At 40.8% G+C, this 12,075-nt stretch carries 11 protein-coding genes; 7 read left to right on the top strand and 4 right to left on the bottom strand.

The window, feature by feature from the left end; translation table 11 throughout:
- Positions 1-74: 74 nt before the first annotated feature.
- Entirely contained in the window at positions 75-371 is a 297-nt protein-coding gene (locus ACXAFK_RS03670; RefSeq protein WP_224836335.1) for a hypothetical protein, read from the bottom strand.
- Between the two features lie 299 nt (positions 372-670).
- On the opposite strand from ACXAFK_RS03670, the gene ACXAFK_RS03665 reads away from it, so the two are divergent.
- Positions 671-901 (top strand): hypothetical protein, encoded by a 231-nt coding sequence (locus tag ACXAFK_RS03665; RefSeq protein WP_224836334.1) that lies wholly within the window; start codon positions 671-673, stop codon positions 899-901.
- 464 nt (positions 902-1,365) lie between these two features.
- Here ACXAFK_RS03665 and ACXAFK_RS03660 read toward each other — a convergent pair whose 3' ends face one another.
- On the bottom strand, positions 1,366-2,886 hold the full coding sequence (locus ACXAFK_RS03660; protein WP_474956840.1) for a pyruvate kinase: 1,521 nt from the start codon (positions 2,884-2,886) through the stop codon (positions 1,366-1,368).
- 264 nt (positions 2,887-3,150) lie between these two features.
- On the opposite strand from ACXAFK_RS03660, the gene ACXAFK_RS03655 reads away from it, so the two are divergent.
- Both ACXAFK_RS03655 and ACXAFK_RS03650 read left to right on the top strand, forming a co-directional pair.
- On the top strand, positions 3,151-3,765 hold the full coding sequence (locus ACXAFK_RS03655; RefSeq protein ID WP_224836448.1) for a TIGR04282 family arsenosugar biosynthesis glycosyltransferase: 615 nt from the start codon (positions 3,151-3,153) through the stop codon (positions 3,763-3,765).
- Positions 3,762-4,577 (top strand): purine-nucleoside phosphorylase, encoded by an 816-nt coding sequence (locus ACXAFK_RS03650; RefSeq protein WP_474956839.1) that lies wholly within the window; start codon positions 3,762-3,764, stop codon positions 4,575-4,577. Before ACXAFK_RS03655 ends, ACXAFK_RS03650 begins: the two co-directional genes overlap by 4 nt.
- A gap of 108 nt (positions 4,578-4,685) precedes the next feature.
- On the opposite strand, the gene ACXAFK_RS03645 is transcribed toward ACXAFK_RS03650, so the two are convergent.
- Positions 4,686-5,603 (bottom strand): hypothetical protein, encoded by a 918-nt coding sequence (locus tag ACXAFK_RS03645; protein ID WP_474956838.1) that lies wholly within the window; start codon positions 5,601-5,603, stop codon positions 4,686-4,688.
- A 101-nt stretch (positions 5,604-5,704) separates the two neighbouring features.
- Positions 5,705-6,718, bottom strand: coding sequence for a glycoside hydrolase family 113 (locus ACXAFK_RS03640; RefSeq protein WP_474956837.1), 1,014 nt, complete (start codon positions 6,716-6,718; stop codon positions 5,705-5,707).
- A 126-nt stretch (positions 6,719-6,844) separates the two neighbouring features.
- Here ACXAFK_RS03640 and ACXAFK_RS03635 point away from each other — a divergent pair, with 126 nt between their 5' ends.
- The 4 genes from ACXAFK_RS03635 (at position 6,845) to ACXAFK_RS03620 (ending at position 12,071) form a co-directional block, all read left to right on the top strand.
- Positions 6,845-8,194 carry an NAD(P)/FAD-dependent oxidoreductase gene (locus ACXAFK_RS03635; RefSeq protein ID WP_474956836.1) on the top strand — a complete coding sequence of 450 codons (1,350 nt, stop codon included), beginning with the start codon at positions 6,845-6,847 and terminating at the stop codon, positions 8,192-8,194.
- Between the two features lie 9 nt (positions 8,195-8,203).
- Positions 8,204-9,808, top strand: a complete 1,605-nt coding sequence (locus ACXAFK_RS03630; protein WP_474956835.1) for a 4Fe-4S binding protein — start codon at positions 8,204-8,206, stop codon at positions 9,806-9,808.
- An 89-nt stretch (positions 9,809-9,897) separates the two neighbouring features.
- Positions 9,898-10,587 (top strand): glycosyltransferase family 2 protein, encoded by a 690-nt coding sequence (locus ACXAFK_RS03625; protein WP_293298935.1) that lies wholly within the window; start codon positions 9,898-9,900, stop codon positions 10,585-10,587.
- Complete coding sequence (locus tag ACXAFK_RS03620; protein ID WP_474956834.1) at positions 10,587-12,071, top strand: cellulose synthase family protein; 1,485 nt, start codon at positions 10,587-10,589, stop codon at positions 12,069-12,071. The genes ACXAFK_RS03625 and ACXAFK_RS03620 overlap by 1 nt, the downstream gene beginning before the upstream one ends.
- The last annotated feature ends 4 nt before the right edge of the window (positions 12,072-12,075 follow it).

Genomic DNA, 12,075 nt, shown 5'->3' with positions numbered 1-12,075 from the left:
TTGTTTTACTCAAAAGTACCCAGTGGAGCTCGGAGAGTTTTACTCAATCCATATTTAAATTAACGTAAATGATCTTAAAAATTAAGGCTAACCTGCAAGGACGAGGATACCTTGGCCCCTTTTTTTGGTTTTGGCTGAACAAGGTTGTTTTTAATTTTTGAAAAAAGTGGTTCTGGAGTTTCCTCATTGACCAAAACATAACCGTTGGAGGGATTAATTTGCATTACGACCAAAGAAAGGTATTCCATTAAGTGTTCTGCCTCACCAATGAGTATCTTTACCACCTGTAACCGAACTGCATATTCCAGTTCTACGCGCTGGAAATGGTCCAAACCCTTGCCGCTTTCCAAAGATTTCCAGATTATTTTCAAAATAAATTTTTTACAAAAATAATCTAAATAATATTTAGATAACAATTTATTTACATTAATTTAATATTGACAAATTGATCTCCGAACATCAATTATAATCGCAACTTAGAATAGACAAGGCATCCCATAATTACCGATAGTCAACTCCTATGAGTTTCACTCTTTTAGATTTTGATAGGACTTTAGTAAATTGACTTCTTAATGTTTTCATAAATATGAAAATCAAATGGTTCCATAGGCAAAAAATATCAAACTAACTCTTATATTTAGCCGATTGCGAATAATTTTAAAAATAAAAAATGACCCAAGATCTATTAATTGAAAAGGCAGAGGAGTTTGAAAAAAGACCCATGAGCCACATGTCCACAAGTGATAGGGTTGAGGCCTCGAGAGAAGCAAAAAGTTTAATCCTATCCATTAACGAGATATATAAGAAAACCAAGGATTCCAAGTTAATGGAAGTTATGAAGAACATTACCGCCAAAAAGCGCAAAATCGAAAAGCGCCTAAAAGGTACCCCACTGGTTTAAATAATTTTATACAAATCTATTGCGAAAGGGCGTTGGTTGGGACCAACGCCCTTTCGCAATACTACAAACAAGCTTCCTCACAATTATTTAACCTCTTGCTTATCAGTAAGAAATAGGAATTTATTTTCTATTTCCTTCTACCAAAAAGGTTGTTTTCCCATCTACATAGCTTTTACGACCACTTATGTTGCATTTGCCGCAACCAATAAAAATATGCATTGGAGTTGTTGGTGTTTTAGATAATTTAGGTCTGTAGTTTTAACTCAACTAAATCAAAAACACCCAAAAAATGAACACTATAGAAGCAAAGTTAGGATACTTGTTCTGGTATGCTGTAATTGCACTGTCCGTCTACTCCCTATTAAGTAGTATTTATCTCTACTTTAATTAAGCTATACTAAACACCGACCAAAATATCCTCAGTTAGTAATGTGTCTGATTAGGCTCCTTTTTAGGGGCCTTTTTTATTTCCATTCCATTTTAGGGAGCATTATTTCCCTTTTATTGTGAGAGCTCTCCACATTGATCAGTACTTCGTTCAAAAAAGAAATGGCCTCGCCAATATGGGGGCCTTTGTTCAACATAACACATTCGGCCTGTACAGAAGATGTAATATCCGTAATCTCCGACCTGGATGGCATCCCCTTTTTTGCCAATCCCTCCAAAACTTGGGTGGCCCAAACTACCGGGACATGGGCGGCACTTGAAAAGGAAAGTATCCCTTCTTGTACCATCCCCATGCTCTTCCACCCCACCTCAAGAGCAAGATCTCCTCGAGCTATCATTATCCCTATCCGTTTTCGCTGCATTGCCATAATTAAAATATTGATAAGGTTTTGGTACGCCAATTTGGTCTCTATTTTTAAAATAACCCCCAAATTTACACCTGCACCCAATCTTTCCAATTCAATATAAAGCTCATTAACGTCTTCTGCATTGTTAACATAGGAATAATTGACAATGTCCGCGTTTTCGACCACAAATTCGAGATCCTGCCTATCCTTTTCGGTCAATCCGGATATACCTAGATCCAAAGTCGGAAAATTAATTCCTTTTTCTCCTTTTAATTTAGAGCCTCCCTCTCCTGCTCTAGTTATCTCAACCCGAAAAGAATCTGCCCCCACCGATACGACCTTGCCTTCAATCTTTCCATCGTCGAACAGAATGGGCGCCCCGGTTTCTACCCTTTGAATTATTTGAGGAGGCACGCAACTTACCTCTGCTGGCACCACCACCTTTCCCTCATGGTCCAACGTTGCCTCTACGGCAACATCCGATCGGCCGGTAACCACGAGCACATCGCCTTTGTTGAGTCGTAAAAATTCTTTTCTCTTCTTTTTCTTCTTTTTATGGTAACCCAAATCAATTTTTCCTGTTCTTACTTTGGCTCCGGACAAATCCATGGCGACCTTTACCGTGGTGTTGCACTCCAGCGACGCCTTTCTAACATTCCTAATAATGGCGGACCATACCTCCGGGGTATCGTGGGCACAATTTATTCGAGCGCAATCCATTCCGTTTTTAACCATTTCCAAAACCAATCCATAATTCTCCGCGGCCTCGGTCGGTTGGGTGACCATTATGCGAACTCTTCGCGATCTTTTGGATTTTCCGAACAATTTGTTGGTATGTTTTTTTAACAGCTTTGCCCCGGCCCCAATGCCCAAGATTCTATCCTCGGCCAAATCTGGTGGCATACCCATCAAACTATGAACAACAAGTTTTAATTTGAGCAGGCTTCCCAATATATTTCCTTCGGAATTGGCCAAACGTGTCAGTCCCAATTGCTTGAGTCCTTTTTGCATTTTTCTGGCATCAAAACTTCGAAAAGCCGCATAGTGCATTAGATTTTTTACACTCTCCTTGTACGTTCGGGACACCATCTCCACCAATTCGTAGCCCTCAAGGTCTTTTTCCTGAATCAGCTCTATGACCTGGTCAATTTGTACTAGTATTTTTTGAAGTTGATCTACCGTAAGGCCCATACCTACTTTTTACTACAAAGATGAGCTTGAAACTTTATAAAAAAACTGATGTTCATCAGGCAGTGCTACTTTACTCAAAATGTTTTATAATGATGATGAAGCTGCACTTTTTGCCTTGTTCTTCACAAGAATGTTGGCACCTTCAAAAATCCATACCCGACCATATCCTTTCTTGGAAAAAATTCATATTTCTTGAAAGGAACGAACCTAAAAATCTACCTATCTTTAAGCATCGATTTGCAACAACAACTAAATATAAATACGTTGAGCAAGAATCTACTTCTTATCCTAACACGAAATCCGGAACTTGGCAAATGTAAAACCCGTTTGGCAGCAAAAGTGGGAGATACGGCTGCTCTGGATATTTATAAGTTTCTTTTACGCCATACGGTTTCCATTACCCAAGATCTACAAGTAGAGAAATGGGTCTTGTATTCTGAAAATATTTGGGAAGACGATATTTGGAGCAACCTTGGCTATAAAAAAAAATTGCAGGTCGGGGAAGATTTGGGCGAACGCATGTCACATGCGTTTGCCGAAGGTTTTAGGGCAGGATTCGAGAATATTATTGTTATTGGTAGCGATATGTTCCATTTGGACCAATCCGATCTGGAAAAAGCGTTTCTCCAACTCCAATCCAACGATTACGTAGTGGGACCTGCCGAAGATGGTGGATATTATCTTTTGGGGATGAAATCCCTGCAAACAGCATTGTTCGAGAACAAAGCATGGGGAACCGATACCGTTTTGTCCGATACCCTAAAAGATTTAAGATCCAAAACCGTTTATTTTTTGGACGAGAGAAACGATGTTGATCATTACGAAGACATTAAAGATATTGAGGCCTTTGAGCCATTTTTAAAACACATTGAGCCATGACACAAAATCAAATCGACGAATCGGTAGATTATTTAAACAAAAGAGGCTTTGAAAATCCTGAAATAGGCATTGTACTCGGAACGGGGCTCGGTCAACTCATTGACAGCATCGAAAACCCGATTGAGGCCCATTACAATCATATACCCCATTTCCCGTTGGCCACTGTAGAATTCCATACCGGTAAGTTGATCTACGGAACCATTGAGGGCAAATCCGCAGTGGTAATGCAAGGGCGTTTTCATTTATACGAAGGCTACGATTTTTTGGATATTACCTATCCGATACGGGTAATGCACCAACTGGGTATAAAAAAACTGTTCGTTTCCAATGCCGCAGGGGCTATTAACCTAGAATTTAAAAAAGGCGACATTATGCTGATCGAAGACCATATCAACCTACAAGGCGGCTCCCCATTGGCATTTAAGAATGTGGGTGAGTTTGGAGATCGTTTTGTAGATATGAGCGAGCCCTACGACCTGCAAATGCGACAAAAGATAGAGCGAATAGCCACTAAAGAACATATTTCCCTAAAAAAGGGCGTCTATGCCTCGGTCGTTGGTCCACAATTGGAAACCAAGGCAGAATACCGCATGTTGAAAATAATGGGTGCCGATGCGGTGGGCATGAGTACCGTTCCAGAAGTTATAGTAGCCAATCAACTACGGTTACCTATTGTGGCGGTCTCGGTATTGACCGACGAATGCGACCCGGATAACCTACAACCCGTAAAGGTTCAAGAAATTTTGAAGATAGCTGGTGAAACCGAACCCAAAATGATCAAACTATTTAAAGAGCTCATTAAGGACCTTTAAGCAATTTTACTCTGGTGAAAGGCCTAGCAAACCTGCCCATTAGCTCTATTTATAAAAGAAATACCGCTTTTTACATAACTGATTTCCCTAGAGTAATGATCGTCCCCGTCAATTCTCAAATTCCACATCGGCATAATCGTTCATAATGCCATGGCTGATCAAATTGGCAAATTCCTTTTTGTTCGGTTTGAGCGATATTTTGCTATCAGATTGCGGAGAAGTCTTTTCCAAGGTAAGCAGACTTATGGCCGGGAGGATGTTTTTTGCTAAATACAGACTGTGTTGGTCTTCAAAAATAAGGCTGGCCTCATCTACTGTTTTATTGGAAACATTCTTTTGTTTAAACACTTTTTGAATACTCTGTGCAAAACGTTGCCCCTGTGAACTTTTGTTATAGTGGTAAACAGCGACATCCATGGCACTGCTACCTGAAATATTCTCGCTCCGGATAACCAGTACCCGCTGATATTTACCCTTGTGCTGTAGATAGCGTTTGTTGATCACATTTACGTAGTTCCCCATTGGATTTTCGTTCGCCGATTTGGCCTTTGGCAAATCTTCTTCCATAATGTATACTTTGGCACCATGCGTCATAAGTTCGGCCGCCAATTGTTGAGAAATATCGCTTAAAAAACTATCTCCTTCACTCCTGTTTTCCGCAATTAGGTAATATACAGCATCTTTTAATTTTTCGCTCTTTAACGACATTTGGGCAAGTTCCTTATCAAAAATTGGCGCCTCTTCTTCGTTTTTGGGTGCTACGATTATACCTGTTTTTTTAAAGGAATCGCTAGCATTGGGTATTTTATATTCCGTACCCAGTTTTAGCGCACTGCCTTCTTTTATTTTATCTGAATTTAACGCTAAAAACTCGCCATAATGCTTTACCGGGTCCAGCCCCTGTTTACGAAGCAAAGAAAAAATACCGTCTCCTTGTTCTGCAATCGCAATGGTATATTGGTTTTCTTGGGAAAAAATAAACGTACAGGCCCAAACCCAAAATAGAAGGGATAATCTAAAATTCATTTTTAGTATGTTTTTGGGTGGGATGCCCTACAAAGATGGTAAAAAAACTGTTCTGATTATGTTTTGACCGGGAAAAAATTTCAGTAGATACACCAAAACCGTCAAAGCCTTGTTTTTCTTTCTTGGGAATATTGCTTTCGAATAACGGATTCGGCAGGTTTATTTTGTGGGGTAAACCTATTATCCTCATGTCCACCTACCTCATTATGTTGCATAAACCATTTCCAGACAAAACCTCCGGCAAACCAGCTCTCGGACCAAAACTCATCGAACAATACCTGGGTGGCCCTTGCCTGTGCCTCAAGATTGACATCGGTTTGGTTACGATCCACCAACCATGGTTTTTTCCCTGTAAAATCCATGCTCCTATACCCAAATTCCGTAAAAAGAATGGGGCTTTTTTTGTTTTTGGAAACCTCTTTTAATTTTGCTTTCCATGGTTGCCATCCTTTTGAAAGTGTTTCTACGGATGGATTTTCCTCTTCGCAAAGGGGAAAGTAGGCGTTTACCCCAATATAATCCAATCGGGACCAAAATGGTGTTTTTGCATACTCGTCCCAATTGGCTGCATAAGTAATTTCGCCATGATACACATGTCTGACCTTTGTGATGAGTTCGCTCCAAAATTCGGGGCGTTCGTTTACAAAAACCTTAAGCTCGGTACCTATACAGAATATATCGCTTTGAGTTTCCTCCGCTAAAGTTGCATATAGCAGAATAAATGCTTCGTAAGCCTCTTCGAATTGTTTCCAATCCGCTTCTGTCAACATTTTCAAGTTACCCGTAAAGGCTCCCCTGCTGATCCAAATTTGAGGTTTTACCATAATCCTGACACCATTTTGGTGCATTTTTTGGATATACTGCTTAACCCCTTCCCTACGCTCACCGAACCATTGCCTGTCGGAATCAAAAACCAAATCCGGTGAATTTATATCACTCGTAAAACCAAATGGCATAATGGCCGCATAATTGGCTTGGACATTAAGTACTGGATCGATATGCTGTTGCGAAGCTTCCTCACCAGAAGACACAAAACTAACACCGTTGACCTTATGGAATTTAGCGCTGCTGCAAGACACCAACACCGTGGCACAAATAAAAATGATCTTCTTCATAATGATTGTAGACCTACTAAATTACTAATTTTAAAACATCGTGAGACTCCCAAAATCTTATTAAATTACTTTCGCTTGTTAAGTTCGCCCTATAAAGTCGACGTATTAAACAATCAAACTAAACCTATGGAACACATTGTTATTATTGGAAATGGTATTGCCGGTGTTACGGCTGCCCGACATATTCGAAAGTTGTCCGATAAAAAAATTACCATTGTTTCCGCCGAATCCAAATACTTTTTTTCACGCACTGCCCTAATGTACGTCTACATGGGGCATATCAAGTTTGAACATACCCAACCTTATGAAAACCATTTTTGGAAAAAGAACGGAATTGATTTGGTGGAAGGCTTTGTGGACAAGGTGGACACCCAGAACAAACTTCTAAAAATTAAAGGCGCTGCCGACCTCAAATACGATAAACTCATTATAGCAACCGGCTCCAAGCCCAATAAATTTGGCTGGCCAGGTCAGGATTTGGATGGGGTACAAGGGCTCTACTCCAAACAAGACTTGGAGTTATTGGAAGAAAACGCCCCGAACAACAAAGTGTGTAAACGTGCCGTGATCGTAGGTGGTGGATTGATCGGTATTGAATTGGCAGAAATGCTGCGTACCCGAAACATCCCTGTTACCTTTTTGGTACGCGAAACCAGCTTTTGGAACGGGGTACTGCCAAGTGGCGAATCGGAAATGATCAATGAACACATTCGGGAACACCACATAGACCTACGTTTGGGCACTTCCTTAAAAGAAATAATTCCAGATGAAAACGGAAAAGTAAAGTCCGTGGTGATCGAGGAGACCGGCGAGATAATTGATTGCACCCTTGTTGGTTTGACCGCCGGGGTCACACCTAATATTGATTTTCTGAAAGATTCAGGTATTGAGTTGGGACGGGGGGTTAAAGTGAATCGTTTATTGGAAACCAATACTAAAGATGTTTATGCCATTGGCGATTGTGCCGAACAGCATGAGGCCATTGGAAACCGTCGCCCTATTGAGGCTGTTTGGTACACCGGCCGGATGATGGGCGAGACCCTTGCCCAAACGATTTGCGGGAATCCTACCGAGTACAAACCGGGACATTGGTTCAATTCGGCCAAGTTTCTGGACATTGAGTACCAAACCTATGGTTGGGTTTTTTCGGAACGAAGAAAAAAAGATTCCGAAACCCATTTTCATTGGCGGCACCCCAAAGAAAAAATTTGCTTAACGATTGCGTTCGATAAAGATTCCAATGCCTTTTTGGGCATCAACACCTTTGGCATTCGCATGCGCCACGAGATATTCGACCGTTGGCTGAACGAAAAAAGAGATATCGATTTTGTAATGGAGCATCTGGTTGACGCTAATTTTGATCCAGAGTTCTACAAACGTTTTGAAAACGAAGTTGTATCCCAGTACAATAGCGACTTTCAAAAATCCATCAGACTGAAAAAGAAAAACCTAAAACGCATCTTCCAGATCGCCTAACCGAATATTATGAGCACTTTTGACAAAAGCATGGCCCTGACCGGGGAACCCCCAAAAAGCCTAAGTACCATTCAAAAACTGGCAACATTGTTGGGCCTTTCCGGCCTTGGCATTTTTTTACTTGCCATGTTCAACATCAACTTCCCGAACAAGGGGTTATGGCTTTCCATATCGCTATCAGCTATTGCGATCGGTATTATTTGGTTCTCTTGGGATGCCTACAGCAACAAACTTCCTGGTATAAAAAACGATGGGGTCTGGTTCAAATCCATATCCAGTCGCGGATTATGGGGTTGGGTGGCCGGAATTGCACTTACCGGATTTTATATCGTATTATATTTTTACCCCGAATACCTTGGCCTTGTCAGCGATGGTGCAAATAAAGGCATAATTGCACTTTTTGACCCTTTGAGCAGGCTTTTGAGCGGAAATCCGGCCAGTCAATGGTTTGTTTACGGCACATTATATACGGTGGCCATATTGGCTTTTGGCATAAAATTTCTCTGGAAATACCGTCACAACCGTTACGAAAAGCTGCGTACCATTAGTGTAATGTTCTTTCAAACCGCTTTTGCCTTTATCATACCAGAATTAATGGCCCGTTTGAACGGTCATAAAATCTTGTACGGCGGAAGCCTTCCTTATTATGACCTAAAGAACGTTTGGCCGCTCAACTATTACAACTTTGAAAGTTACCGTATAAAAGCCTTTTTAAGTTCAGGTGAAATTGGTTTTGCTTTATTGATATTTGGTATCCTTTCCATTTTTGTGATTACCCCTATCCTTACCTATAAATATGGTAAAAGATGGTACTGCTCCTGGGTCTGTGGTTGTGGCGGTCTTGCGGAAACTGCCGGTGATTCGTTTAGGCAATTGAGTGATAAATCCACATTTGCTTGGAAAGTGGAACGCTGGGTAGTGCACAGCGTAGTGGTTTTTGTAACTTTAATGACCACTGCGGTAATCTATTCCTATTTGGGAACCGACACCAGTAAGTATTGGTTGACCAAAAGCACATTCCTTTTAAGTGTAGGTGGTTTGCTTACCTTGGTATTTGGCTGGGTCATGATCTTTAAACGAGAACAGCTTAAAAAAGATGCCCTTTACGGAGCCATTGGCTACTTTGTAATTATAATAGCTTTGATCGGGTTTCACTTTTTTAGTGGCGAAGGAGAAGTATTCCTATTCAAGTCCGGCACACTTCGTAAATCTTATTCCTTTTTAATAGGCAGTGTTTTTTCTGGAGTTATCGGCACAGGGTTCTATCCCATTTTTGGGAGCAGGGTCTGGTGTAGGTTTGGTTGCCCCATGGCGGCCATACTGGGCTTTCAGCAACGACTTTTTTCTCGATTTAGAATAACAACCAATGGAGGGCAATGTATTTCTTGTGGTAACTGTTCCACCTACTGCGAAATGGGGATCGATGTACGAGCCTATGCGCAAAAAGGAGAGAACATAGTTCGCTCCAGCTGTGTGGGATGTGGCATTTGTTCCGCCGTTTGCCCAAGAGGCGTCCTAAAATTGGAGAATGGGCCTTTGGAAGGAAGAATTGACAGCAATCAGGTTTTATTGGGCAACGATGTAGATTTAATGTCCCTAGTGAACAAGAAGTAGTTGTTTTCTCTTTTTGAAAAATAAAATAGGCATTCCTAGGAAAATTTTAGTTTTGCCACCTAAACACAAACTACAATTAAGCTGAACCAATGGCAGACATAAAAGTCATTATTCCTGCAATCAACGAAGGAGATTCCATTGGTCTAGTGGTTTCGGAAATCCCCGATCATGTCTCGGAAATAATCGTTGTGGACAATGGTTCCGGAGACGATACCGTGGCAAATGCAAAAAAAGCGGGGGCAACCGTGGTCATGGAAAACCGCAAGGGCTATGGCTTTGCCTGTTTAAAAGGGCTAAAATATATCTCCGAACAATCCAAAACACCCGACATTATCGTATTTATCGACGGAGACTATTCGGATTATCCAGAAGAATTGGATAAGATAGTGGCCCCTATTTTGGAAAATGATATTGATTTTGTGGTAGGAGCAAGAAAAAAGTCGCTCCGTGAAACAGGTTCCATGACTCCTCAACAGGTGTTTGGAAACAATCTGGCCACATTTTTAATGCGTTTGTTTTTTAAATCAAAATTTACGGATTTAGGACCATTTAGGGCAATTAAATACGAAAAGCTCAAAGAATTGAACATGCAGGACACAACTTATGGGTGGACTGTGGAAATGCAATTGAAAATTCTGAGAAAAAAAATGTCATATATCGAAGTACCAGTGCGTTACAAACGAAGAATTGGCATCTCAAAAGTTTCAGGTACCATAAAAGGTACTATATTTGCGGGCATAAAAATATTGGGTTGGATCTTTAAATACAGTTTAAAATAATGGGACTTGCTATTGCTTACATCATAATTGCTATTTATAGTATCGCCTTGATTTTGATTTTTTTCTACAGCCTTGCCCAATTGAATCTTCTGATAAACTACCTTGGCTACAAAAGACGAAACGAGGAAGCCCCCAAGTTTAATCTGTTAGATCCAAAAGAAATACCATTCGTTACCATTCAACTCCCCATCTACAATGAGGAGTACGTAATGGAGCGTTTACTGGACAATATTGCCAAAATAGAATATCCCAAAAGCAAGTTGGAGATCCAAGTACTGGACGACTCCACCGACGATTCCGTGATAGAAACCGCTCGCAGGGTTCAAGAACTCCAAGAAACCGGACTGGATATTCAGCATATCCGCAGGGAAAACAGAAAAGGTTTTAAAGCCGGCGCCCTTAAAGAAGGCCTGGAAATCGCCAAGGGCGATTTTATAGCCATTTTTGATGCCGATTTTCTACCCGAAACAGACTGGTTAAAAAAAACCGTACCTTATTTTAAAGATCAAGAAATCGGTGTGGTTCAGACCCGTTGGGGACACATCAACAGGGATTATTCTACCCTAACACGTATCCAGGCCTTTGCCTTGGATGCCCATTTTACCCTGGAACAAGTTGGCAGAAACTCCAAAGGACATTTTATCAATTTTAATGGTACCGCTGGTATTTGGAGAAAACAATGTATTCTCGATGCAGGTAACTGGGAAGGCGACACCCTTACCGAAGACTTGGATTTGAGCTACCGTGCCCAATTAAAAAACTGGAAATTCAAATATTTGGAAGACGTAGAAACCCCTGCAGAACTTCCTGTGGTGATCAGTGCCGCCCGTTCCCAACAATTTCGTTGGAACAAAGGAGGTGCAGAAAACTTTAGAAAAACGGTTTGGAGCGTTGTTACCTCCAAAAATATACCGTTTAAAACCAAGTTTCATGGTGTAATGCACTTATTGAACAGCTCAATGTTCCTTTGCGTTTTCATTGTGGCTTTATTGAGCATTCCCATGCTCTATATAAAAAATACATACGGCCATTTGGGATGGGTGTTCGAGGTTACCAGCTTTTTTATCCTCAGCACCATAATCCTGTTTATTTGCTATTGGTTTACCTATAAAAGTATACAAGGGAGCGGTTTCGACAATTTTGTGGATTATATAAAACTCTTTTTCACCTTCTTCTCGGTGGCGCTGGGCTTTTCTTTGCACAATACCGTGGCCGTTTTGGAAGGGCATTTAGGCAAGCGAAGTGAATTTGTAAGAACCCCTAAGTTCAATATCAATAACCTTTCCGATAGCTGGAAAGGCAATAAATATTTGACCAACAAGCTATCGCCGAACATGATCTTGGAATTCGCTTTAATGATCTATTTCCTATTTGGAATGTACAGTGCCATTCCTTTGAACGATTATGGATTGTTCCCATTCCACCTAATGTTGTTTTTAGGTTTTGGATTTGTTTTCTTTAAATCCATAACGTCCAAAGCATAAACCA

The sequence above is a fragment of the Flagellimonas sp. ABD4_174 genome, from assembly GCF_056160185.1.
The sequence above is the reverse complement of the archived record's forward strand: the minus strand, read 5'-3'. Positions and strand labels throughout refer to the sequence as shown.

Bases quoted from the DNA above. Each gene is read 5' to 3' on its own strand.
- ACXAFK_RS03620 (WP_474956834.1), top strand. From the start codon at position 10,587: ATGGGACTTGCTATTGCTTACATCATAATTGCTATTTATAGTATCGCC.
- ACXAFK_RS03650 (WP_474956839.1), top strand. From the start codon at position 3,762: ATGACACAAAATCAAATCGACGAATCGGTAGATTATTTAAACAAAAGA.
- ACXAFK_RS03635 (WP_474956836.1), top strand. From the start codon at position 6,845: ATGGAACACATTGTTATTATTGGAAATGGTATTGCCGGTGTTACGGCT.
- ACXAFK_RS03625 (WP_293298935.1), top strand. From the start codon at position 9,898: ATGGCAGACATAAAAGTCATTATTCCTGCAATCAACGAAGGAGATTCC.
- ACXAFK_RS03640 (WP_474956837.1), bottom strand. From the start codon at position 6,718: ATGAAGAAGATCATTTTTATTTGTGCCACGGTGTTGGTGTCTTGCAGC.
- ACXAFK_RS03630 (WP_474956835.1), top strand. From the start codon at position 8,204: ATGAGCACTTTTGACAAAAGCATGGCCCTGACCGGGGAACCCCCAAAA.
- ACXAFK_RS03645 (WP_474956838.1), bottom strand. From the start codon at position 5,603: ATGAATTTTAGATTATCCCTTCTATTTTGGGTTTGGGCCTGTACGTTT.
- ACXAFK_RS03665 (WP_224836334.1), top strand. From the start codon at position 671: ATGACCCAAGATCTATTAATTGAAAAGGCAGAGGAGTTTGAAAAAAGA.
- ACXAFK_RS03660 (WP_474956840.1), bottom strand. From the start codon at position 2,886: ATGGGCCTTACGGTAGATCAACTTCAAAAAATACTAGTACAAATTGAC.